The 21,630-nt window shown below is 73.4% G+C and carries 21 protein-coding genes and 1 tRNA gene; 12 read left to right on the top strand and 10 right to left on the bottom strand.

Features of this window, described 5'->3' with window-relative positions; genetic code table 11:
- Positions 1–118: 118 nt before the first annotated feature.
- The 8 genes from ACGFIS_RS22670 to ACGFIS_RS22635 all read left to right on the top strand — a co-directional run bounded on the left by ACGFIS_RS22670 (position 119) and on the right by ACGFIS_RS22635 (position 9,048).
- Positions 119–1,942, top strand: a complete 1,824-nt coding sequence (locus ACGFIS_RS22670; RefSeq protein ID WP_392906812.1) for a methylmalonyl-CoA mutase family protein — start codon at positions 119–121, stop codon at positions 1,940–1,942.
- The gene (scpA, locus tag ACGFIS_RS22665) at positions 1,939–4,152 is read left to right on the top strand and encodes a methylmalonyl-CoA mutase (protein WP_392906811.1); all 2,214 of its coding nucleotides are present in this window, start codon (positions 1,939–1,941) and stop codon (positions 4,150–4,152) included. Before ACGFIS_RS22670 ends, scpA begins: the two co-directional genes overlap by 4 nt.
- A complete protein-coding gene (gene meaB / locus ACGFIS_RS22660; protein WP_392972376.1) occupies positions 4,149–5,132 on the top strand; it encodes a methylmalonyl Co-A mutase-associated GTPase MeaB in 984 nt (327 codons plus the stop codon). The genes scpA and meaB overlap by 4 nt, the downstream gene beginning before the upstream one ends.
- A gap of 78 nt (positions 5,133–5,210) precedes the next feature.
- The gene (locus ACGFIS_RS22655) at positions 5,211–6,194 is read left to right on the top strand and encodes a GNAT family N-acetyltransferase (protein ID WP_392972374.1); all 984 of its coding nucleotides are present in this window, start codon (positions 5,211–5,213) and stop codon (positions 6,192–6,194) included.
- A 136-nt stretch (positions 6,195–6,330) separates the two neighbouring features.
- Positions 6,331–6,401: transfer RNA gene (locus tag ACGFIS_RS22650), tRNA-Asn, on the top strand.
- Positions 6,402–6,407: 6 nt separating this feature from the next.
- Complete coding sequence (locus ACGFIS_RS22645) at positions 6,408–6,869, top strand: HNH endonuclease (RefSeq protein WP_392972372.1); 462 nt, start codon at positions 6,408–6,410, stop codon at positions 6,867–6,869.
- Between the two features lie 250 nt (positions 6,870–7,119).
- Positions 7,120–8,160 carry a coiled-coil domain-containing protein gene (locus tag ACGFIS_RS22640; RefSeq protein ID WP_392906807.1) on the top strand — a complete coding sequence of 347 codons (1,041 nt, stop codon included), beginning with the start codon at positions 7,120–7,122 and terminating at the stop codon, positions 8,158–8,160.
- Positions 8,161–8,211: 51 nt separating this feature from the next.
- A complete protein-coding gene (locus ACGFIS_RS22635; RefSeq protein WP_392906806.1) occupies positions 8,212–9,048 on the top strand; it encodes an endonuclease/exonuclease/phosphatase family protein in 837 nt (278 codons plus the stop codon).
- Here ACGFIS_RS22635 and ACGFIS_RS22630 read toward each other — a convergent pair.
- Entirely contained in the window at positions 9,042–10,097 is a 1,056-nt protein-coding gene (locus tag ACGFIS_RS22630; RefSeq protein WP_392906805.1) for a Gfo/Idh/MocA family oxidoreductase, read from the bottom strand. The two genes, ACGFIS_RS22635 and ACGFIS_RS22630, sit on opposite strands and share 7 nt — an antisense overlap.
- Positions 10,098–10,148: 51 nt before the next feature.
- Complete coding sequence (locus tag ACGFIS_RS22625; protein WP_392906803.1) at positions 10,149–10,943, bottom strand: class II aldolase/adducin family protein; 795 nt, start codon at positions 10,941–10,943, stop codon at positions 10,149–10,151.
- A gap of 126 nt (positions 10,944–11,069) precedes the next feature.
- Between ACGFIS_RS22625 and ACGFIS_RS22620 the strand changes: the two genes are divergently transcribed.
- From ACGFIS_RS22620 to ACGFIS_RS22610, 3 genes are all read left to right on the top strand, one after another.
- Positions 11,070–12,218 carry a helix-turn-helix domain-containing protein gene (locus tag ACGFIS_RS22620; protein ID WP_392906802.1) on the top strand — a complete coding sequence of 383 codons (1,149 nt, stop codon included), beginning with the start codon at positions 11,070–11,072 and terminating at the stop codon, positions 12,216–12,218.
- Between the two features lie 64 nt (positions 12,219–12,282).
- Complete coding sequence (locus tag ACGFIS_RS22615) at positions 12,283–13,155, top strand: LLM class flavin-dependent oxidoreductase (protein ID WP_392972370.1); 873 nt, start codon at positions 12,283–12,285, stop codon at positions 13,153–13,155.
- Positions 13,155–13,484 carry a DMT family transporter gene (locus ACGFIS_RS22610; protein WP_392906798.1) on the top strand — a complete coding sequence of 110 codons (330 nt, stop codon included), beginning with the start codon at positions 13,155–13,157 and terminating at the stop codon, positions 13,482–13,484. Before ACGFIS_RS22615 ends, ACGFIS_RS22610 begins: the two co-directional genes overlap by 1 nt.
- A gap of 70 nt (positions 13,485–13,554) precedes the next feature.
- Here ACGFIS_RS22610 and ACGFIS_RS22605 read toward each other — a convergent pair whose 3' ends face one another.
- The 5 genes from ACGFIS_RS22605 to ACGFIS_RS22585 form a co-directional block, all read right to left on the bottom strand.
- Positions 13,555–14,406: a helix-turn-helix domain-containing protein gene (locus ACGFIS_RS22605; RefSeq protein ID WP_392906797.1), complete on the bottom strand. Its 852-nt coding sequence runs from the start codon at positions 14,404–14,406 to the stop codon at positions 13,555–13,557.
- A 36-nt stretch (positions 14,407–14,442) separates the two neighbouring features.
- Complete coding sequence (locus tag ACGFIS_RS22600; RefSeq protein ID WP_392906796.1) at positions 14,443–15,192, bottom strand: hypothetical protein; 750 nt, start codon at positions 15,190–15,192, stop codon at positions 14,443–14,445.
- Positions 15,193–15,382: 190 nt separating this feature from the next.
- Positions 15,383–16,792 carry an aldehyde dehydrogenase family protein gene (locus ACGFIS_RS22595; RefSeq protein WP_392972368.1) on the bottom strand — a complete coding sequence of 470 codons (1,410 nt, stop codon included), beginning with the start codon at positions 16,790–16,792 and terminating at the stop codon, positions 15,383–15,385.
- 141 nt (positions 16,793–16,933) lie between these two features.
- Complete coding sequence (locus ACGFIS_RS22590) at positions 16,934–17,458, bottom strand: hypothetical protein (RefSeq protein WP_392972366.1); 525 nt, start codon at positions 17,456–17,458, stop codon at positions 16,934–16,936.
- Between the two features lie 6 nt (positions 17,459–17,464).
- Positions 17,465–18,091: a hypothetical protein gene (locus ACGFIS_RS22585; RefSeq protein ID WP_392906792.1), complete on the bottom strand. Its 627-nt coding sequence runs from the start codon at positions 18,089–18,091 to the stop codon at positions 17,465–17,467.
- 241 nt (positions 18,092–18,332) lie between these two features.
- Between ACGFIS_RS22585 and ACGFIS_RS22580 the strand changes: the two genes are divergently transcribed.
- Positions 18,333–18,824, top strand: coding sequence for a hypothetical protein (locus ACGFIS_RS22580; protein WP_392906791.1), 492 nt, complete (start codon positions 18,333–18,335; stop codon positions 18,822–18,824).
- Positions 18,825–18,927: 103 nt separating this feature from the next.
- On the opposite strand, the gene ACGFIS_RS22575 is transcribed toward ACGFIS_RS22580, so the two are convergent.
- The 3 genes from ACGFIS_RS22575 to ACGFIS_RS22565 are packed head-to-tail and all read right to left on the bottom strand — an operon-like array spanning position 18,928 to position 21,516.
- Positions 18,928–19,920 carry an ATP-binding cassette domain-containing protein gene (locus tag ACGFIS_RS22575; RefSeq protein WP_392906790.1) on the bottom strand — a complete coding sequence of 331 codons (993 nt, stop codon included), beginning with the start codon at positions 19,918–19,920 and terminating at the stop codon, positions 18,928–18,930.
- The gene (locus tag ACGFIS_RS22570; protein ID WP_392972364.1) at positions 19,920–20,735 is read right to left on the bottom strand and encodes an ABC transporter permease; all 816 of its coding nucleotides are present in this window, start codon (positions 20,733–20,735) and stop codon (positions 19,920–19,922) included. Before ACGFIS_RS22570 ends, ACGFIS_RS22575 begins: the two co-directional genes overlap by 1 nt.
- Positions 20,728–21,516, bottom strand: a complete 789-nt coding sequence (locus ACGFIS_RS22565; RefSeq protein ID WP_392972362.1) for an ABC transporter permease — start codon at positions 21,514–21,516, stop codon at positions 20,728–20,730. Before ACGFIS_RS22565 ends, ACGFIS_RS22570 begins: the two co-directional genes overlap by 8 nt.
- Between the last annotated feature and the right edge of the window lie 114 nt (positions 21,517–21,630).

The following is a 21,630-nucleotide window of genomic DNA, read 5'->3' as shown; positions in this document are numbered from 1 at the left end:
CCCGTGCGCCGCACCGCTAACCGGCGCACCGGTCCGGCGCGCCCGGTCCCGCGCGCAGGTTCTGGTCACCGGGACCCGCTTCAGAGCCGGATTCGGTCGCTCGCCTACGATCCAGGGCATGACGGTGCCGCCTGAGGAACTCGAACTGGCAGCCGCCTTCCCCCTGGCCGAACGCGACCGGTGGCGGGAGATGGTGAAGGGGGTGCTGCGCAAGTCCGGCGCGGCGACGGAGGACACCCCCCTCGACGACATCGAGGGTCTGCTGACCCGCGAGTCGTACGACGGAGTGCCGATCGCCGCGCTCTACGCGCGGGGCGACGCCCCGCCGGGGCGCCCCGGCCTCGCCCCCTTCGTCCGCGAGGTGCGGCCGGACGGCGAGGGCATCGCCGGATGGGACGTCCGGCAGCGGCACGCGCACCCCGATCCGGCGGTCACCCGGGAGGCGGTCCTCGCCGACCTGGAGAACGGCGCGACCTCCGTCTGGCTGCGGCTCGGCGACGGAGGGCTGCCGGTCGCCGGGCTCCCCGAGGCGCTGCGCGGCGTGCTGCTGGACCTCGCGCCGGTCGTCCTGGAAGCGGGCGAGCGCACGGCCGAGGCCGCGGAGGCGTTCCTCTCCCTGGCCGCCGAGCGCGGGAACGCGGCGGACGTGTCCGGCAACCTCGGCGCCGACCCGCTCGGGCAGGCCGCGCGCACCGGCACGCCCGGCTCGCCGGACGAGGCCGCCGCGCTCGCCGTCCGCTGCGTCCGCGAGTTCCCGAGGCTGCGCGCCGTCGTCGCCGACGGCACGCCGTATCACGACGCGGGCGGCGGCGACGCGGAGGAACTGGGCGCCGCCGTCGCGGCGGGCGTCGCCCACCTGCGCACGCTGACCGGCGCGGGCCTGAGCGTGGACGAGGCGTTCGGGCAGATCGAGTTCCGCCTCGCCGTGACCGCCGACCAGTTCTCCTCGATGGCCAAGCTCCGCGCCGCCCGCCGCCTGTGGGCGCGGGTCGCGGAGGTCAGCGGGGCGGCCGAGGGGACGGCCGCGCGCGTCCACGCCGTGACGTCGTCGGCGATGATGACGCGGCGCGACCCGTGGGTGAACATGCTCCGCACCACGATCGCGGCGTTCGCCGCCGGGACGGGCGGCGCCGACGCGGTCACCGTCCAGCCGTTCGACGCCCGGTTCGGGCTGCCGGACGACTTCGCCCGCCGCATCGCCCGCAACACCCAGACGCTGCTGCTGGAGGAGTCGAGCCTCGCCCGCGTCGTCGACCCGGCCGGCGGCTCCTGGTACGCCGAGAGCCTCACCGAGGGACTCGCCCAGGCCGCCTGGACCTGGTTCACCGAGATCGAGAAGGCGGGGGGCCTCGCCGCCGCCCTCGAATCGGGGCTCGTCGCCGACCGGCTCGCCGCGACGTGGGCGCGGCGCCGCGCCGACATCGCCCGGCGCAAGGCGCCGCTCACCGGCATCAGCGAGTTCCCCAACCTCGCCGAGACCCTGCCCGAACGGGCGCCGGCGCCCCGGGAACCGCGCGGCGGGCTCCCCGCCGTCACGTACGCGCAGGACTTCGAGGCCCTCCGCGACCGCTCCGACGCCCACGCCGAGGCGACCGGCGCCCGTCCCCGGGTCTTCCTCGCCACGCTCGGGCCCATCGCCGTCCACACGGCGCGCGCGTCGTTCGCGGCGAACCTCTTCCAGGCGGGCGGGATCGAGACGGTCACCGGCGCACCCGAGGAGTTCGGGACGTCCGGGACGTCCGTCGCCTGCATCTGCTCCAGCGACCGGCTGTACGAGGAGCAGGCCGCGGAGGCGGCGCGGGTTCTGCGCGAAGCGGGTGCGGTGAAGGTCTGGCTCGCGGGTAAGGGAAGTCATGAGGGGGTCGACGCCGTCGTGTACGCGGGATGCGACGCGATCGAGGCGCTGGAGACCACCCTCCACGATCTGGGAGTGAACGAATGATCCCCGACTTCACCGAGATCGAGCTCGGGACGGCGCCCTCCGCCGACGAGGCCGCCAAGCGGTGGCGCGCCGCGGTCGCCGGCACGATCGGCACGGACCCCGAGGCCCAGACCTGGGAGACTCCGGAGGGCATCGGCGTCCGGCCCCTCTACACCGGCGACGACCTGGCCGGGCTCGACTTCCTCGACACCTACCCGGGCGTCGCGCCGTACCTGCGCGGCCCCTACCCGGCGATGTACGCGACGCAGCCGTGGACGATCCGGCAATACGCCGGGTTCTCCACCGCCGAGGAGTCCAACGCCTTCTACCGGCGCAACCTCGCGGCCGGGCAGAAGGGCCTGTCGGTCGCGTTCGACCTCGCCACCCACCGCGGCTACGACTCCGACCACCCGCGCGTCTCCGGCGACGTCGGCATGGCGGGCGTGGCGATCGACTCCATCTACGACATGCGGCAGCTCTTCGACGGCATCCCGCTGGACAGGATGAGCGTGTCGATGACCATGAACGGCGCGGTCCTGCCCGTCCTCGCGCTCTACATCGCCGCCGCGGAGGAACAGGGGGTGAAGCCGGAGGCGCTGGCCGGGACCATCCAGAACGACATCCTCAAGGAGTTCATGGTCCGCAACACCTACATCTACCCGCCGCAGCCGTCGATGCGGATCATCTCCGACATCTTCGCGTTCACCTCGCAGCGGATGCCGAAGTACAACTCCATCTCCATCTCCGGCTACCACATCCAGGAGGCCGGGGCCACGGCCGACCTGGAGCTGGCCTACACCCTCGCCGACGGCGTCGAGTACATCCGCGCCGGACGCGACGCGGGCCTGGACATCGACGCGTTCGCGCCCCGCCTGTCGTTCTTCTGGGCGATCGGGATGAACTTCTTCATGGAGGTCGCCAAGCTCCGCGCCGCCCGGCTGCTGTGGGCGCGGCTGGTGAAGACGTTCGACCCGCGGAACCCCAAGTCAATGTCGCTGCGGACGCACTCCCAGACGTCCGGCTGGTCCCTCACCGCGCAGGACGTCTACAACAACGTCGCCCGCACCTGCATCGAGGCGATGGCCGCCACGCAGGGTCACACCCAGTCCCTGCACACGAACGCGCTGGACGAGGCCCTCGCCCTGCCGACCGACTTCTCGGCGCGCATCGCCCGCAACACCCAGCTCGTCCTCCAGCAGGAGTCCGGGACGACCCGCACCATCGACCCGTGGGGCGGCAGCGCCTACGTCGAGCGGCTCACCTACGACCTCGCCCGCCGCGCCTGGGGCCACATCACCGAGGTCGAGGACGCCGGCGGCATGGCCAGGGCGATCGACGAGGGGCTGCCCAAGCTCCGCATCGAGGAGGCCGCCGCCCGCACCCAGGCCCGCATCGACTCCGGCCGGCAGCCCGTCATCGGCGTCAACAAGTACCGCCCGGACACCGAGCAGGAGATCGAGGTCCTCAAGGTCGACAACGCGTCCGTCCGCGCGCAGCAGATCGACAAGCTGCGCCGCCTGCGCGAGGAGCGCGACGAGCCCGCGGCGCTGGCCGCGCTGGACGCGCTGACCCGCGCCGCCGACGCCGCGGAGAAGGGGGCCCGGGAGCCCGGCCTGGAGCACAACCTCCTGGCCCTCGCCATCGACGCCGCCCGCGCCAAGGCGACCGTGGGCGAGATCTCGGACGCGCTGGAGAAGGCGTACGGCCGGCATGCCGCGCAGATCCGCACGATCTCGGGGGTGTACAGGGAGGAAGCGGGCCAGGTGACCGCGATCGAGAAGGCCCGTGAGGCGACCGCCGCGTTCGAGGACGCCGAGGGGCGCCGCCCCCGCATCCTCGTCGCGAAGATGGGCCAGGACGGCCACGACCGCGGCCAGAAGGTGATCGCGACCGGTTTCGCCGACCTGGGCTTCGACGTCGACGTGGGCCCGCTGTTCCAGACCCCGGCCGAGGTCGCCCGGCAGGCCGTCGAGGCCGACGTGCACATCGTCGGGGTCAACTCCCTCGCCGCCGGCCACCTCACGCTGGTGCCGGCGCTGCGCGAGGAGCTGGCCGCGCTCGGCCGCGGCGACATCATGATCGTCGTCGGCGGGGTCATCCCGCCGGGCGACTTCGACGAGCTGCGCGCCGCCGGCGCCGCGGCGATCTTCCCGCCCGGCACGGTCCTGGCGGACGCGGCGATCGGCCTGCTGGACGAGCTGACCGCCGCGCTGGGCCACGCGAACAAGTGAAGCCGGGCCTCGACGACTACGCGGCCGGGGTCCTGGACGGGTCGCGGGCGTGGATCGCGCGGGCGATCACGCTCGTGGAGTCGAGCCGCCCCGACCACCGGGACCTCGCGCAGAAGCTGCTGGTCGAGCTGACCCCGCACGCGGGGAACGCCCGCCGTGTCGGGATCACCGGGGTCCCGGGCGTCGGCAAGTCCACGTTCATCGACGCGCTCGGCACCCGCCTGACGGGCGAGGGGCACAAGGTCGCGGTCCTGGCCGTGGACCCGTCCTCGACCCGGACGGGCGGCAGCATCCTCGGCGACAAGACCCGCATGCAGCGCCTCGCCACCGACCCGGAGGCGTTCATCCGCCCCTCGCCCACCGCGGGGACCCTCGGCGGCGTCGCCAAGGCCACCCGCGAGGCGATGGTCGTCATGGAGGCCGCGGGGTACGACGTCGTCCTCGTCGAGACCGTCGGCGTCGGCCAGTCCGAGACCACCGTGGCCGACATGGTCGACTCGTTCCTGTTCCTCACCCTCGCCCGCACCGGCGACCAGCTGCAGGGCATCAAGAAGGGCGTCCTGGAGCTGGCCGACGTCATCGCCGTCAACAAGGCCGACGGCGAGCACAAGATGGAGGCCAAGCGCGCCGCCCGCGAACTGTCGGGTGCGCTGCGGCTGCTGCGCAGCGACGAGCGGATCCGCGACACCCCCGTCCTGACCTGCAGCGCCAAGGAGGGCACCGGGCTGGACGAGGTGTGGGGCAGGCTCGTCGAGCACCAGGAGCGGCTGCGCGAATCCGGCGAGCTGGAGACCAGGCGGCGGCGGCAGCAGGTCGGCTGGACCTGGGCGATGGTCCGCGAGCGGCTCCTCACCGAACTGGACGCGCATCCCGACGTCCGGAAGCTCGCGCCGCGGCTGGAACGCGAGGTCGCCGACGGCGCCCTCACCCCCGCCCTCGCCGCCGAGCGCATCCTGGAGGTGTTCTCGCGCGGCTGCTGACCGCCGTTCCCGCCGACCGAAACCCCCGGTTGCCGAGGGTCCAGGCCACGCCGCGCGACGATCAGGTACAACAGTCGGATGGACGTCATCGCACTCGATGATCCGGCGGACGTGCAGATCCGGGAGTGGCACGGCGTGCTCACGGCCGTCCACGCCGCCGACCCCGCGGCGGAGCCCGCCCCCGACCCGGAACGCACGGCCCGGCTGCTGCTCGGCTCCGAGCCCGGGGCACGGCGGCGGCTGTGGGCCGTGACCGACGGCGAGCACATGGCCGCGGTGGCGGCGCTCCGGCTGCCGGGCGAGCCCGGTACCGGCCGTCCCGCCGAGATCGACATCCGGGTCCGGCCCGAACATCGCCGCCGCGGTCTCGGCGGCCGCCTCCTCGCCGCCGCCGCCGGAGGGCTGCGCGCCGACGGACGCACCAGCGTGATCGCGCAGGTGCTGGCGGGCACCCCGGCCGTCCCGTTCCTGGAGTCGCACGGCTTCGAATGCGTCCTGACCCTGCGCGGCATGCTGCTGCGGCTGGACGACGTCCCGGCCGGGCACGTCGCCCGCCTCCTGGCCGAGGAGCACGCCGGCTACGACCTGGTCCGCTGGCAGGGCGTGGTGCCGGACGAGCACGCCACCGCGCTCGCCCGCGCCAAACACGCCATGGCGGACCTCGCCGAGTACGAGGGGACCCCCTGGGACGCGCACCGCGTCCGCGAGATGGCCGAGGTCGTCGCCAAGCGCGGCGACGACCTGTACACCGTCGCCGCCCTCTCCGGCGGCGTCATCGCGGGGTTCACCGAGGTCGTCGTCCCGGACGGCTGCACCGGCCGCGCCGCCCAGTACGACACCGCCGTCGTCCCCGAGCACCGCGGCAGGCGCCTCGGCATCTGGGTGAAGGCTGCCATGCTCGAATGGCTGGCCGAGGCGCGCCCCGGCGTCCGCGAGATCGAGACCGACAACGCCGGCGACAACGTCCACATGCTCGCCGTCAACGAGGAACTCGGCTTCCGGATGGAACGCGAGTCCATGGAATACCAGGCGGCCGCCTCCGCCCTCCCCACCGTGCCGTGACCACCGTGCCCTGACGGCCCGCCGGGCGGGTCCGGCGGGCGCCGGGACCTAAAACACCTTGCCTCCGCGGCCCCGCGTCGGCACTCTTATGGAGGCTTCCGGGAATGCCCGGAGGCCTCCAGAATTGCCGAAGCATTCCCTTGTTGTTCAACGGCAGAACGCCGCACCGTTAATGCGGATATCCAGGTTCGAATCCTGGCGGGGGAGCGGCACATGGGGTTGGGAGGTGACCCGGTGAACGTGCTCGTCCTGAACGCGTCGTACGAGCCCTTACAAAGGGTGGACCTGCGGCACGCCATCCGCATGCTGGTGCGCGAGGTGGCGGTCGTCGAGGAGGCCGAGGAGGGCCGGACTTTCGGCCGGTTCCCGGTGCCGCGGGTCCTGCGGCTCGTCCGATACGTGGCGATGCGCTGGCGGCACGGCAGGCGCCCGCCGTGGAGCAAGCGCGGCGTGTACCTGCGCGACCGGGGTCGCTGCTGCTACTGCGGCAAGCGCGGCAACACCATCGACCACGTCCACCCGAAGTCGCGCGGAGGCGGGGACACCTGGGAGAACACCGTCCTGGCCTGCGGCCGGTGCAACAACCGCAAGGGGGACCGGACGGTCGCCGAGGCGGGTCTGCGGCTGCTGTCCCGGCCGCGGATCCCGCGCTGGGAGGAACTCGTCGGGCCGTGACCGGAGGTGCCCCTCCAACCCGAGGGCGAGGGGGCCTTCCGGCGACGCCGGGGCAGGGGGCCGGGCCGCCGCACGGCGGTCCGGCCCTCGGCCTTTGCGCGGTGCCGGCCCTTCGTGGCGGGGCCCTCCGGGCGCGTGGCCGACCGGTAGCCCGGGGGTGACTCCATGTGTTTACTGAAGCTTCTGAGGCTAAATGGGCGATTGTGGTAACGTGCCGCCAATCTTGAGCTTTGTTATCTAGGAGTGATCTGTGGCGGCCTTCGATCCCCCCGGCAGGACGGCTCGCGCGACGGGCGGGCGCACAACGTCGCGGCGCCTGGCGGCGCTGGCCCTCGCGGCGGGCGTCGCGGTGGCGCTGCCTCCGGCCTCCGGGAGCGCCGCGAGCGCCGCGAGCCTCCCCCAGGCACCGGACGACGACCTGAAGAAGAAGTACGCCAAGCTCAAGGCGGAGTCCGAGAAGCTGTCCAAGGAGTACCGCGGCGAGCTCGTCACGCTGGAGGAGGCGAAGAAGGCAGCCGAGCGCGCCGGCGCGGACGCCGCCCGCGTCGACCGGGAGTACGACGAGGCCCGCGCCGCCGTCGCCCGCCTCGCCTCCACCTCCTACATGACCGGCCGGCTCGACGTGATCCCGATCATCTCCTCGGCCGAGCCGGGCGCCGCCGTCCACGACGCCGCCGTCATCGAGCACATCAGCCGCAACAACGACCGCCGCCTGGAGAACCTGCAGACCCTCACCGCCAAGGCGGAGCAGTCGAAGGAGACGGCCGGCAAGAAGCTCGACGCGGTCGAGAAGGAGATCAAGGACCTGAAGAGCCAGCGCACCCGCGTCAAGAAGCTGCTGGCCAAGTACAAGCCCCAGGTGACGCGGACGCAGGCGCCCGCGGGCGGCGGGAGCGGCCGTCCCGACGGGGCGAGCGGCACCAAGTCCCCGATCGTCGGCAACTCCATGACCGCGCGCATGCGCAGCGTCCTCGTGGAGATCGACGGCAGGTTCGGCGCGTTCCCCACGATCGGCTGCTCGCGTCCCGGCGACCCGCAGGACCACGGCTCGGGCACCGCCTGCGACTTCATGGAGAGCACCGGCGGCAGTATGCCGAGCGCCTCCGCCCAGGCGCACGGCGACAGTGTCGCCCAGTACCTGATCAACAACGCCTCGCGGATGGGCCTCAAGTACATCATCTGGAAGCAGCGCATCTACGACTTCCGCAGCAGCGGCGGCTGGCGCCAGATGGAGGACCGCGGAAGCATCACGCAGAACCACTACGACCACATCCACGTCTCCGTCCTCTGATCCCCGGCCGCGATCCTGGCGGCCCGGCGCACGCACTGAGACGCTCGCGTCATGCCTTATGACATCGAGCAGCCGTACGGCCCGCAGATCGAGACCACGGTCCGGGTCGCCACCTGGAACGTCTGGGACCGCCACGGCCCCTGGCGCGAACGCGAGGCGGCGATCATCGCGACCCTCCGGGACGCCGAGCCCGACATCGTCGTCCTGGCCGAGGCGTGGGAGGACGACGACGAGGCGCAGGCCGACCGGCTCGCGGAGGCGCTCGGCCTGCCGCACACCGTGTTCCGCGGCGCCCCGTCCGCCGCCGGACCGGGCAGGTCGGGGATCGCGCTGCTGTCCCGCTGGCCCCTCGGCCAGGTCGGACGCCAGCAGCTCGGCTTCCAGCAGGACCAGTTCGACTCCGGCCACGCCCTGCACGCCAGGGCGGAAGGGCCGCGCGGCCCCGTGCACGTCTTCGGCACCGTCCTCGGGTGGAAGCTCGGCCACAGCGCGCAGCGCCAGGAGCAGGTCCGCGCCCTCGGCGGCTTCGTCCGCCAGGCGGGGCGGACCGACGCGCCGGTCGTGGTGTGCGGGGACTTCAACGCGGCACCCGACTCCGACGAGATCCGCATGCTGACCGGGCGTGCGGCCGCCGCGGCGCCCGGGGTGGTCTTCTACGACGCCTGGGAGATGGCGGGGGACGGCACCGCCGGGCACACCTGGAGCCGGGCCAACCACTGGACGAGGCCCGTGCTGTGGCCCGACCGGCGGATCGACTACGTCTTCTCGGCGTGGCCGCGCGCGGGCGGCGCCGGCCATCCCGTCCGCTGCGAGCTGATCGGCGAGCGGCCCGTGGACGGCGTCGTCCCGTCCGACCACTACGGGGTGCTGGCCGACCTGCGCTACTGATCGTCGAGAGCGGCGACGGCGTTCTCGCCGGCGGAGCGGGCCGCCGCCTCGATGACCTCCAGGCCGGTGATCGCGTCGGCGAGGGTCACCGGAGGGGGAGCGCCGTCGCGGAGGGCGCGGACGACGCCCGCGTAGAAGTCGTGGTAGGCACCGGGCTCGGTCGGTTCGGCGGCCTCCTCGCCGGGGACGCCGAGCATGCCGTGCGCATCCGGGGGTGCGATGCCGTAGCCGGGTTCTTTGGGAGTGAGGCCCCCGCGGAGCTGTTCCTCCTGCGGGTCCATGCCGGACACCGTGTAGGACCCGCGGCTTCCGAGCACCCGGAACCGCGGGCCGAACTGCGCGGCCGTCGCGCTCATCCACAGGTGGGAGCGGGTTCCGCCCGGGTGGGCCAGGGCCACGAACACGTCGTCGGGGGTGTGCGCGCCCTGGCGGCGCGTGTCGATCTCGGCGTACACCCGTTCCGGGCGGCCGAACAGCGTGACCGCCTGGTCGATGAGGTGGGAGCCGAGGTCGAACAGGATGCCGCCCGCGTCGCGGGGGTCGGTGCTCTCCTTCCAGCCCGCCTTCACCCCGGGACGCCAGCGCTCGAACCGCGACTCCAGCCGCCGGACGTCGCCGAGGGCGCCCGAGGTGATCAGCCGCCGGGCGGTCCGGTAGTCGCCGTCCCAGCGCCGGTTGTGGAACGGGAACACCGGCAGCCCCCGCACCGCGCTCAGCGCCGCCAGCGACCGGGCGTCCGCCGCCGAGGCCGCCACCGGCTTGTCCACCACGACCGGGAGACCCGAGGTCAGCGCCGACCGCACCAGCGGGACGTGCTGCCGGTTCGGCGCCGTGACCACGACCAGGTCATAGCCTTCCGGCGCGCTCCAGAGGCGGTCGGCGCTGCCGAGCACCTCCGCCTCCGGGTACCGCTCGCGGACGGCCTCCTGCCGGCCCGGGTTCCCCGTCACGACCGCGGCCAGCCGCATTCCCGGCACCGACGAGATCAGCGGGGCGTGGAACACCGAGCCGCCGGTGCCGTATCCGATCAGCGCAACACGCAGGTCCATGCCCCCGATGATGACCGATCGCGCGGCGCCGCCCCGCGCCGGGTCCGCGGGTCACTCGAACAGGTCGGGCTGCTCCCGGGTGATCTGGTCGTAGAGGGGCTGGTAGTTGATCCAGCCGACGAGGTCGTTGCCGATCTGCCCGTGGGTGAGGACGGCGTTGTCGTGTTCGATGGGGACGACCTGCCCGGCGGCCTTGGCGAGGAGCTGCACCTGGCACGAGCGTTCCATGGTGATGAACCACCAGGCGGCGGCGTCCACGGTGTCGCCGACGGTGAGCAGGCCGTGGTTGCGGAGGATGACGGCCTTGGTGTCGCCGAGGGCGGCGGCGATGCGCTTGCCCTCCTCCAGGTCGGTGACGACGCCGGTGTAGTCGTCGAACAGGCCGTGGTCCTGGTAGAACGCGCAGACGTCCTGCGTGATCGGCTCCAGCTTCTGGCCGAGCGCGGAGATCGCCCGCCCGTGCGTGGAGTGGCTGTGCGCGGCGGCCACGACGTCCGGCCGGGCCTGGTGCACCTGCGAGTGGATCGCGAACGCCGCCTCGTTGACGGGGTAGCGGCCCTCGACGACCTGGCCCTGGTGGTTCACCAGGATGAGGTCGCTGACCTTGATGTGCTTGAACGACATGCCGAACGGGTTGACCCAGAAGTGGTCGGTGCGCTCGGGGTCGCGGGCGGTGATGTGGCCGGCGACGCCCTCCTCGAACCCGAACTTGCCGAAGATGCGCAGCGCGGCGGTCAGGCGCTCCTTGCGATGGCGGCGCTCGCCCTCGGCGTCGTCGAACGACGGAGGCAGCCGGAAGATCAAGTCGGTCGGCAGCTTCTCCAGGAACTCGTCTTCCTCGGACATCGGAGCACTCCTTGAGGTCGTTTGCACCACCGAACACCAACGTCCGGCGGTTCGGCTAGACCGGGGCCGTCCAAATGCTGCACGGCCGGTTGTCCGGCCGGGACAACCAGGGCGCAGAATGGGGGGATGGAGGCCAGTGCGGGCGACCGGTTCCTGCGGTTGCTGACCGACCGCACCGACGATCCGGCGGTGATCGAGGCGACCGTCCGCGCCGCGCGGAGCAAGTCGGAGATGGTGGCCGCGCTGCCCGAGGAGGAGACCAGGCGGCACACCCGCGCGCTCGTGCGGGGCGTGCTCGCGGCGGTGCGGAGCGGCAGGCCCGGCGAGGACGTCCTGGCCGCGGCGGAGCGGCTCGGCTCGGACCGGGCCCGGCAGGGCGTGCCGGTCGCGGCGTTCCTGGACGGCTTCCAGGCGGGCCGCGCCCATCTCGTCCGGACGCTCGTCGCCGACGGCCGCCGGAGCGGCGTGCCGGACGCCGTGCTGCTCGACGGCGTCACCCGCATCGACGAGATCACCACGGCGCTCGTCCACCGGATGGTCCACGCGCACCGGGTCGCGGAGCTGGAGATGGCCCGCACCGTGCGGGAGGGCCGCGTGCAGATGCTCCGGCAGCTCCTGCACGGCGAGTCCGTCCCGGTGCTCGCTCCGCTCGACCCGTCCTGCGCCTACCACTGCGTGGTCTCCGACGTCAGCGACCCGGCGGTCGCGGCGCGGCTGGAGGCGGAGCTCCTCGCCGCGGGGCCGGGGCTGTGCGGGCTGGTCGACGGGCGGCTCGTGGCGCTGGTCGAGCGGCTCCCCGACCCGCGGGGCACGACCGGCGGGCCGGCCGGTCCGCTCCTGGTGGCGGCGCCGCCCGCCCGCCCCACCGCGATCGCGCCGATGTACGCGCTGGGGCGGCGGGCGCTGCGGGCGGGCGCGTCCGCCCGACTGGCCGGGATGCGGGAGCTCACCGACCTCGCGCTGCTCACCGCCACCGACGCGGAACCGGAACTCGGCGGGCTGCTCGCCGCCGCGCTGCCGGCCGGTCTCGACCCCGACGACCCGTTCCATGTCGAACTGGCCGAGACCGGGCTCGCCTACCTCGACCACGGCGGGCGGATCGAGCCGACCGCCGCCGTCCTCCACGTCCACGGCAACACGGTCAAGTACCGTATCCGGCGCCTGCAGGAGCTGACGGGGCGGCCGCTGCTGGACCCGTCGTCGGGGGCGGCGGTGTCCCGCGCCGCGAACTGGTGGTGGGCGCTGCACCGCTGGCTCGCGCAGGCCCGGTCGTGATCTATTGGGACGGTGTGATCAGCCCGGGGGACGTCCCGGGGAGTCGGGGAGAGGGGAGGGGCCGGTGACCGGCACACCGAGGATCGGTACGGTGATGTGGCCGATGCGGTCCTGGCCGGAGGCCGGGGAACTGTGGCGGCGCGCCGAGGATCTCGGGTTCCGGCACGCCTGGGTGTACGACCATCTCGCGTGGCGCGGCACGACGCCCTGGTACGACGCCTACACGACGCTCGCCGCGGCGGCCGCGGTCACCTCCCGGGTGCGGCTCGGCACGCTGGTCACCTCGCCGAACTTCCGCCATCCCGTGCCCACCGCGCACGCGATCAAGACGATCGACCATGTGAGCGGCGGGCGGCTGTCGGTGGCCATCGGGTCGGGCGGCGTCAGACGCACCTCCGACGCCGGCGTCCTCGGCGGGGACGAGTGGACGCCGGGCGAGCGCGCCTCCCGGTTCGCCGAGTGGGTCGAGCTGCTCGACCTGCTCCTGCGGGGGCCGGAGACGACGTTCGAGGGGACGTACTACACGGCCCGGGAGGTCGTCTCGGAGCCGGGCTGCGTGCAGCGCCCGCGCGTGCCGTTCGTGATCGCCGGGGACGGGCCGCGGGGCATGCGGGTCGCCGCCAGGTACGGCACCGGGTGGGTGACCGGCGGCCACGCCGAGGGCAGGGAGCCGCAGGACGTCGTGCGCTCCCGGCTGGCGGCGCTCGACGCGGCCTGCGAGGCGGAGGGCCGCAGGATCGACGACCGCATCCTGATGACGGGGTTCAGCGGGGAGCCGTGGCTGGACTCGCCCGGCTCGTTCGCCGACCTGGCGGGCCGCTACGCGGAACTCGGCATCACCGAGATAGCGCTGCACTGGCCGCGTCCCGGCACGCAGTTCGAAGCGGACATGAGGGTCTTCGAGGCGGTCGCCGCCGAGCAGGGTGAGGGCCGCTGATGCCGTTCGTGCTGCTCGCCTTCGCGATCGCGTTCGAGGTCACGGCGACGCTGGCGATGCGCGCCTCGGAGGGGTTCACGAGGCTCGTGCCGTCCATCGTGGTGGTGGCCGGATACCTGATCTCGTTCGTGTTCATGGCCAAGGCGCTGGTGTCGCTGAACGTCGGTCCCGTCTATGCGATCTGGTCCGCGCTCGGCACGGTCGGGGCGTTCGCCGGCGGCGTGGTGCTGTTCAAGGAGCCGGTCAAACCGGTGACGATCACCGGTGCGGCGATCATCGTGGTGGGCGTGATCGTGATGAACCTCGGCGGGGGAGTGCGCCAGCAGTAGGAGGAGCCGTCCCCCCGGCGGCGCCCGACCCTCCTCCGCCGGGGGCCGCGGCCACCCCCCGCGGCGCCCGTCAGGCGGGTTCGGCGAGGGTGCTGACGCGCTGCTGCTCCAGCCGCCCGCCGATGAGCTCGGTGGGGGTGCACCCCGAGAGCGCGCGGAACTCGCGGTTCAGGTGGGCCTGGTCGTAGTAGCCGCAGGCGAACGCGGCCTCGGCGAACCCGGCACCGCCGGCCAGCACCTCGACGGCTCGCTGGAAGCGCAGCACCCGCGCCATCACCTTGGGCGGCAGGCCGGCCTGCTCGCGGAACCGGTGCGTCAGATGCTTGCGGCTCCAGCCGACGTCGGCGGCGATGTCGGCGACGGTCACCGCGAGGTCGCCGTTCAGCAGCCGCCACGCCCTGGTGACCTCCGGGTCGGGAACGGGACCGGCCTCCAGGCGGCGCAGCAGGAAGCCGTCGAGGACGTCGAACCGCTCGCCCCAGGACGCGGCGGCGCCGAGCCGCTCGACGAGGGCGTACGCGCCGCGGCCGAGCAGGTCGGGCAGGTCGACGGCGGCGTTGGTCAGGCGGGCCATCGGGACGCCGAACAGCGTGTACGCGCCGAGCGGGGTCACGTCGAGCTGGATGCCGCGCTGCCCGCCGGGGCTGACGTACATGCCGTGCCCGTCGTGCATCCCGGCGACGAACGACCCGTACTCGCGGCTGCGGACGCCGGAGTCGGGGACCTCCAGGTAGAGCGGCGGCCCCAGGTTGATGATCACGACGGCGGTGCGGGTCGGCAGGGTGCGCGTCCGGGTCGGGACGGCGACGGTCTCCCAGTAGCCGTCGTAGGAGCCCAGGAAGGGGCGCAGCGCGGGATGCGGCCGCGCCCGCGCCAGCCACCAGCCGTCCCGGTCGCTGAACTGGACCGGCCTGTCGCTCATGTTCCCAGTCCTACCAGACGGGCCCGACGGATCCGGCTACTCGTACATCTGGCCGCACACGGCGATGCGGGCCAGGTCGTCCCACGTCATGGTGGTGATCGTGCGGACGTAGGAGCGGGCCGGCGGCTCCCCGGGCCGGGTGGGCAGCGGCACGCGGGCGCCGTCGGCGGCGTCCCAGCCGCCGAGGCTTCCCGCGACGGCGCACTCCAGGTAGGTCGCGGGGTCGAAGTTGTACCAGCGGGCCGGGGTGGCGCGGGCGCCGGAGCCCGGCGGGCGGGGCGCGTCCACGCCGAACCTGGCCTGCGGGCCCGGGGGAGTGGTCAGGAAGTCCTCGAGATCGGCGATCTGGGAGAGCAGCACCCGTTCCCAGTCGGCGTACCCGTCCGGCTCGTCGCCGGGCAGGGACAGGTCCTTGCCGCTCCACGCCGGGTCGAAGTCGACGGGCGGGGTGATGGACGCCGCGGCGAACATCGCCGCCACGTCGTCGGGCTCCAGCCGCGGCCGGTCGGCGAGCGGGGCGCTGACCTTCCAGAGCGCCCGCAGGAACCCCGACAGCGACCAGGACGCCGCCCTGGCCTCCTGCCCCAGTTGCAGGAACACCAGGTACAGGTCGCGGTTGGTGCGGACGGCGGGCCCGGGCGGGCCCTCGACCCAGTACTCCTGCCGGTGCCGGACGCCGCTCTCGAAGACCAGGATCTGCGCCAGCGCCGAGATCCGCGAGTCGTGCGCGGCCACGTGGAACGTGTTGCCGATGTCGTCTTGGCGCATGACGTCCCAGGTCTGCATCCGGGCCTCCACGGTCGGCGGTGCGGTGGCACGACCCCCGCCCCAGAAAGTGTGCCATCGCGGTGGCCGACCGCCAGTAGTGGCCATGTCACTTTCGGGCCTCGAAGTCGTGACCTCTCGCAGATGCGAGACGGGGCGGAAACGGGTAGGGGCCCGGCGTCCCGGCGCCGGGCCCCGCCGCATGGGCCGGTCAGTGCTTGGAGCGGTGGACGACCTGCATCTCGGTGAACCCGTACAGGCCCCACGGGCCGTTCTCGACGCCGATGCCGCTCCACTTGAACCCGCCGAACGGCTGGTTCGGGGCGAGCGCCAGGTGCGTGTTGACCCAGGCGGTGCCGCACTCCAGCCGCCCGGCGATCTCGGCGGCCCGGTCGGCGTCGGCGCCCCACACCGAGCCGGACAGCCCGAAGTGGGTGCCGTTGGCGCGGGCGAGGGCCTGCTCGACGTCGGTGTACTTCACGATCGGCAGCGCGGGGCCGAACTGCTCCTCGTCCACGATGCGGGCGCCGTCCTCGATGTCGGCGAGGATCGTGGGCTCGAAGAAGTAGCCCGGCCCGTCGATGGGCTTGCCGCCCGCCGCCGCCCGGGCGCCGCCGGCGAGCGCGTCGGCGACCAGCTCGCTCACCCGCTCGAACTGCGCCCTGTTGTTGATCGGCCCGTACTGGACGCCCTCCTCCATGCCGTTGCCGACCCTGGCGGCCTTCGCCCGCTCGGCGAGGGCGTCCACCACGTCGCCGTAGAGGGCCTCCGGGACGTACACGCGCTTGATCGCCGAGCAGACCTGCCCGTTGTTCTGGAACGCGCCGCCGAAGACCCTGTCGGCGATGGCGGCCGGGTCGGCGTCGTCCAGCACGATCGCCGGGTCGTTGCCGCCGAGTTCCAGCGTGACGCGCTTGAGGTCGGGCGCCGCGGCCGCGGCGACCCGCTTGCCGGTGGCGACGCTGCCGGTGAAGCTGATCTTGCGGGGGACGTCGTGCGAGGTCATCCAGGCGCCGAGCTCGTCGCCGCCGGTGACGACGTTCAGCACGCCGGGCGGCAGGACGTCGCGGAGCACCTCACCGAGCTTGAGGCTGGACAGCGGGGTGAACGGCGACGGCTTGAGCACCATCGTGTTGCCCGCGAGCAGCGCCGGGGCGAGCTTCCAGATCCCCAGCAGCAGCGGGAAGTTCCACGGGGTGATCGCGGCGACGACGCCCATCGGGCGGCGGACGACCTCGACCAGCGCGTTGTCGTCGTCCTGGATGACCTCGCGGGGCAGTTCCAGCTCGGCGAAGTACTTCAGCCACACGCCGGCGCCGACGACCTCCATGGTCGCGTCGGCCAGCGGCTTGCCCTGCTCCAGGGTCAGGATGCGGCCGATCTCCTCCGACCTGGCGAACATGAGGTCGGCCGCCGCGAGCAGCGCCTTGCGCCGTACGGACTCGTCGCGGCGCCACTCCGCGTAGGCGGCCTGCGCCGACGCCATCGCCGCGTCCAGCTGCTCCCGGGAGGCATCGGGCGCCTGCTCGGCCACCTCCCCGGTCGCCGGGTCGATCACACCGAAGGTCGCGGGCGCGTCCACGGCCTGGCCGTCGATGGTCATGGAGAATTTCTCGGACACCGTTGATCCTCCGCTCACGGGATTACCGAACGGCATTCAGTATTCACCCTCGCCGGCCGTTTTGACGAGACGGGCGCGCGACGGGACGCCAGGTCCCTGGCCGGTCCGGCGCCCATCGCCGGCGCTCGGACCGGGCGCCGCTCAGGCGGCGAAGATGCGGTCCAGGAGGTCGCGGTAGCCGCGCAGCGCCAGCCGGAGCTGCTCGGTGTCGGCGCGCTCCCGGTGCTTCAGCCCGTCCGAGAGCGTCCGCCGGTGCTCGGCGATCGCGCGCCCGAGCGCGTCGACGGCCTCGGACGCGAGGTCGTCCGCCTTGCGCACGGACCGGCCGGGGTCGTCGACGAACGCGGACTGCACCTCGCGCCAGCGTTCCCTCAACCGCTCGGACTCCGCCGGATCGAGCAGCTTCGCCGGGGTCCCGGCGGGAGCCGGATCCGGGACGGCGGCGGCCGCCCTCCCGCGGTCGCCGCCCGCCGCGGGGATCGGATCGGGTGCGGTGTCGGGGACGGGTTCGGGCGCGTCCATGACGGGTTGCCCCGGTGCCGTCCCGGCGACGCGGGTGTCACCGGCCACGCCGGGATCGGCCGTCCCGGCCGCCCGGGCGCGCTCGTCGGCGGTGAACCCGGCCCCGGTGCCCGGCGCCATGTCGTCGGGTCGCCTGTGCTCCATCGGGGGTCAGCTCCTCGGTGCCTGGTCGTCGCGGTGCCCGGCCGGTCCGGCGGTCGCCGCCGGGGCGGCCGCACCCGTCCCGCCGGCGGGCGGCCGCTCGCCGGGGGCGGACAGCAGCTCGTCGAACAGGGCGCGGTAGTGCACCATGGCCTGCCGCAGGTCCTCGGTGGAGGCCTGCTTGTCCGCCGCCCGGCCGCTGATCGCGTGGGCGCTGCGGTAGTGCTCCATCGTGCGGCCGTGCTCCACCGACAGGTGGGCGACCTTGTCCTCGAACCCGTGCGTCGGGTAGCCGCGCTCGCCCATCACCACGGTGACGAGGCCGTCGGCCTGCTCGACCGCCGCCTCCGGGGTGTCGACGAAGCGCTCCTGGACTCGGACCCACTGTTCGCGGTACTGCTCGCGCCGCCGCGGGTCGAGATCGTGCAGTTCGAGTTCGTCATGGCGCTGCTCGCGGGAGCGCAGCTCGCGCTCGGCGGCCGTGCGGCCGCCCTCGCTCTCCAGCGTCCGGTCGTATTCGGGGCCGAATCGCCGCCTCAGCCGCTGCGTCCGCGCCCGGGTCCGGGCGAGGAACACGGCCGCGATCAGCGCGGCGACGACGACAACGGCGATGACGACCCATATCGCGGTCGACATTGTTTCCTCCAACGTGCGTCGGATCGAATGGAACGCCGATGCCCGCAGCAGGACACTTAAAACGAAACACCACAGATCGACCACGTGGTGGTCAGCGCCCCGTACCGTGTCACCAGCGGAAGATCGCCACTCTCGGTTATCAGTACGGATTTACTGCGCCATGCCCGATGTGCATGTTCTGATTGAGGCGCTACGGAACCTCCCGCGCCCGGTGGGCGCGTGCGAATGGATGTGATGCGCGGTGCGCCATGCGTTCGGCTTCGTCCTCGGCGTCCTGCTGACACCCGCTCTGGTGTACGGCGCCGCATGGGGCTACGTCCAGGCCGGCCAGTCCTTCGACGGCACCGGGCAGGAGATCACCGATCGCACCCGCATCTACGGGGCGTTCGCCCTCCTCGCCGCCGTGGGCCTGGTGATGGGCGTGATCATCGTCGCGCGGTGGGCGTCGCCGCTGGTCTCGCTCATCCCGGCGCTGGCGCTGCTCGGCTTCTCGGCCTACTTCCTGATCGACCCGGACCGCGTCCTCGACCTGCCGGGCAAGGTGCCGCCGGCCGGCGACATGGACTTCGGGCTGCGCATGCTGCTCGGCTCGGGCGTGTTCGGCATGATGGGGCTCGCGCTGCTGATGCCGAGCTGGGCGCCGCGCCGCTGGAGTCCCCACCGCGACGAGGACGCCGCCGACATCGACTTCTACACCGCCCTGGAACGCCGGACCTCGAGAAACGAGCCCTGACCCGCCGGACACGGGCCCACCGGACACGGGCCCGCCGGACACGGGCCCACCGGACACGGGCCCACCGGACACGGGCCCGCCGGACACGGGCCGACGGACATGGCTAGGGCGCGACCGGGCGGCCGGGATGCCGGTATGCGTGCTCGCCACGGTAGAGCCCGGCGAGGACCTCCTCGATGCCCGCCTCCCGCAGCGAGATGTCGCGTATCTCGTGGCCCCGCGCCAGTTCGGCCACGACCGCCGCGGCGTTCACCGCGTTCGGCAGCCGCAGCCACTGCCGGGGCCCCTCCACCCGCTCCGCCTCGATCCCGTCCAGCCTGATCGGCGGGCTCGGCCGCGCCAGCTCGACGATCAGCAGCCGGTCGGCGTCCACGGTCCGGCGCAGCTCGTCCAGCCCGCCGTCGTAGGCCAGCCGCCCATGGTCGATGATCATGACGCGGCGGCAGAGCCGTTCGATGTCGCCGAGGTCGTGCGTGGTCAGCAGAATCGTGGTGCCCCGCTCGGCGTTGACCCGCTCCAGGAAGTCGCGGACGGTCGCCTTGCTCACCACGTCCAGGCCGATCGTCGGCTCGTCCAGCACCAGCAGCTCGGGATCGTGCAGGAGGGCCGCGGCCAGGTCGCCGCGCATCCGCTGGCCGAGGCTGAGCTGGCGGACAGGGATGTCCAGGAACGGCTCCAGCTCCAGCAGCGCGGTCAGCTCGGCGAGCCGCACCCGGTGCGCGGCCGCCTCGACCCGGTAGAGCCGCCGGACGAGGGCCAGGCTGTCGCGCAGCGGCAGGTCCCACCACAGCGTCGTCCGCTGCCCGAACACCACGCCGATCCGGCGCGCGAGCGACGTGCGCCGCCGCGACGGGTCCAGCCCGCACACCCGCAGCTCGCCGGACGACGCGGTGAGGATGCCGGTCAGCATCTTGATCGTCGTGGACTTCCCGGCGCCGTTCGGGCCGAGGTAGCCGACGAACTCGCCGGGCTCGACGGTGAACGACACCCCGTCCACGGCGCGCAGGGTCGTGCGCGACCGCCGCAGGACGGCCGCCCGCTTGCGGATGGTGAAGGACTTGACGAGGTTCCCGGCCTCGATCATCGGCACCCGCATCAGCTCCCTGTCGATCGGTAGCGCCGCATCCCCGCCCGCCACGCCAGCGCCGCGGCCGCGCACAGTACGGCCGCCACCGCCGGGGACGCGAACCGCGCCGCGTCCGGCAGCCCGAGCGGGTCGCGGCGGTCGAGGACGTACAGCGCGGGCTGCCAGTTCACGAACGCCAGCGGCACGACGAACGTCACGCCGCGGACGAAGTCCCGCCCGAACATGGTCATCGGGTACTGCGTCAGGAAGGCGCCCCCGTAGGTGACGGACTTGCTCGCGCCGTGGCTGTCGATCAGCACGAACTGCACCGCGCCCGCCAGCACCCACAGCGCCGCGAAGATCACCGTCCCGGACAGCACCATGACCGGGACCATCGCCGCCCGGCCCGGCGTCCAGGCCACCTCCACCCGGCTCAGCGCGAACGCGAGCACCGCCACCGCGGGGACCAGCTTGCCGAAGCGCCGGGGCGAGAAGTCCTCCGTCGCGACCTGGACGAGCGGGCTGACCGGACGCACCAGCATCGCGTCCAGCGTCCCCTGCCGCACATGCTGGCCCAGCCGCTCGGTGGTGCCGAGCAGGATGTCGGAGATCCCGAACGACAGCGCCGACGTCCCGTACAGGAACAGCACCTCCGAGGCGCCGAACCCGGCGATGCGCGGGGCCTGGGAGAACAGCAGCCCGATCGCGGCGGCGTCCAGCCCGGTGACGACCGCCGTGGCGAGCGCCAGCAGCACCATCGACACCGGGTACTGGGCCGCCGCCCGGATCCACGTCCAGGCGAGCAGCCCGTACATGCGGACGGCCCCGGCCGGCGTGTCATCCACCGTGCACCACCAGCTTGCGCCGGGCCGCCCGTGTCAGCAGCGCGCCGGCCCCGAGCAGCGCCGCGGCCCACGCCGCCTGGAAGGCCAGTGCGCCGATCAGCCCGGCGCCGGTGTGGCGGCCGAGGAACACGTCCGCGGGCACCTGGATCTGCGCCGACCACGGCAGCGCCTGCGCGACCGTGCCGAGCGCCCCCGGGAACACGACCAGCGGCAGGATCATCCCGGAGAAGAACAGGGACATCACGAGCGTGACGGCGTGCAGGCCGCGGTCGTCGTGCAGCCAGAACATCCCCAGCGCGACCAGGTAGCGCAGCCCGAAGCCCACCATCACGGCCAGCGGCAGCGCCACCGCGAAAGCGGCGAGGCCCTCCGGTCCCGGCCAGCGGAACGGGAAGACCATCGTCCCGGCCACCAGCGGCGGGCCGCCGCGCAGGAGCAGCGAGGCGGCCGCGCGGCCGAGGTCGTCGGCGAGCCACCAGCCCTGCAGTCCGACGGGCCGGTGCAGGTCGATCGCCACGTCGCCGTTGCGGATGCGCTCGGTGAGGTCCATCCCGCCGAAGATCTGGACGGGGCCGATCAGCGCCTGGGTGATGAAGCAGAAGGTGACGGCGTCGGCGGCGTCGTAGCCGCCGAGGGAGGGACGCACCTCCCAGAGCGCGAGCAGGACGTACGCCCGCATGAAGCCGAAGGCGGTGTTGGTCACCGATTCGGTGAGGGAACCGAGCGGATACGCCGTGTGGCGGCGGAAGCCGTACCACCACACCCATGGAAGAACGCCCACTTGCCGGGAGCCTAGGCACGCGGGCGGCGCCTCACCACGTAATTTCGCACAGAACCCGTGCCGTCCCGGGTGAGGACGCCAGAAGGCCCCCGCGGGTGTAGGGACGCGGGGGCC

The sequence above is a fragment of the Spirillospora sp. NPDC048824 genome (assembly GCF_043198455.1).
Lineage (GTDB): Bacteria > Actinomycetota > Actinomycetes > Streptosporangiales > Streptosporangiaceae > Spirillospora.
Note: the sequence above shows the minus strand (reverse complement) of the source record. Positions and strands in the feature narration are given on the sequence as shown.

What these genes read in the sequence shown, in the direction of transcription:
- ACGFIS_RS22630 (WP_392906805.1), bottom strand. Translation starts at nt 10,097, where the DNA reads ATGGACCTGCGTGTTGCGCTGATCGGATACGGCACCGGCGGCTCGGTG.
- scpA (WP_392906811.1), top strand. Translation starts at nt 1,939, where the DNA reads ATGATCCCCGACTTCACCGAGATCGAGCTCGGGACGGCGCCCTCCGCC.
- ACGFIS_RS22625 (WP_392906803.1), bottom strand. Translation starts at nt 10,943, where the DNA reads ATGTCCGAGGAAGACGAGTTCCTGGAGAAGCTGCCGACCGACTTGATC.
- ACGFIS_RS22620 (WP_392906802.1), top strand. Translation starts at nt 11,070, where the DNA reads ATGGAGGCCAGTGCGGGCGACCGGTTCCTGCGGTTGCTGACCGACCGC.
- ACGFIS_RS22670 (WP_392906812.1), top strand. Translation starts at nt 119, where the DNA reads ATGACGGTGCCGCCTGAGGAACTCGAACTGGCAGCCGCCTTCCCCCTG.
- ACGFIS_RS22605 (WP_392906797.1), bottom strand. Translation starts at nt 14,406, where the DNA reads ATGAGCGACAGGCCGGTCCAGTTCAGCGACCGGGACGGCTGGTGGCTG.
- ACGFIS_RS22635 (WP_392906806.1), top strand. Translation starts at nt 8,212, where the DNA reads ATGCCTTATGACATCGAGCAGCCGTACGGCCCGCAGATCGAGACCACG.
- ACGFIS_RS22645 (WP_392972372.1), top strand. Translation starts at nt 6,408, where the DNA reads ATGGGGTTGGGAGGTGACCCGGTGAACGTGCTCGTCCTGAACGCGTCG.
- ACGFIS_RS22610 (WP_392906798.1), top strand. Translation starts at nt 13,155, where the DNA reads ATGCCGTTCGTGCTGCTCGCCTTCGCGATCGCGTTCGAGGTCACGGCG.
- ACGFIS_RS22590 (WP_392972366.1), bottom strand. Translation starts at nt 17,458, where the DNA reads ATGGAGCACAGGCGACCCGACGACATGGCGCCGGGCACCGGGGCCGGG.
- ACGFIS_RS22585 (WP_392906792.1), bottom strand. Translation starts at nt 18,091, where the DNA reads ATGTCGACCGCGATATGGGTCGTCATCGCCGTTGTCGTCGTCGCCGCG.
- ACGFIS_RS22575 (WP_392906790.1), bottom strand. Translation starts at nt 19,920, where the DNA reads ATGCGGGTGCCGATGATCGAGGCCGGGAACCTCGTCAAGTCCTTCACC.
- ACGFIS_RS22600 (WP_392906796.1), bottom strand. Translation starts at nt 15,192, where the DNA reads ATGCAGACCTGGGACGTCATGCGCCAAGACGACATCGGCAACACGTTC.
- ACGFIS_RS22655 (WP_392972374.1), top strand. Translation starts at nt 5,211, where the DNA reads ATGGACGTCATCGCACTCGATGATCCGGCGGACGTGCAGATCCGGGAG.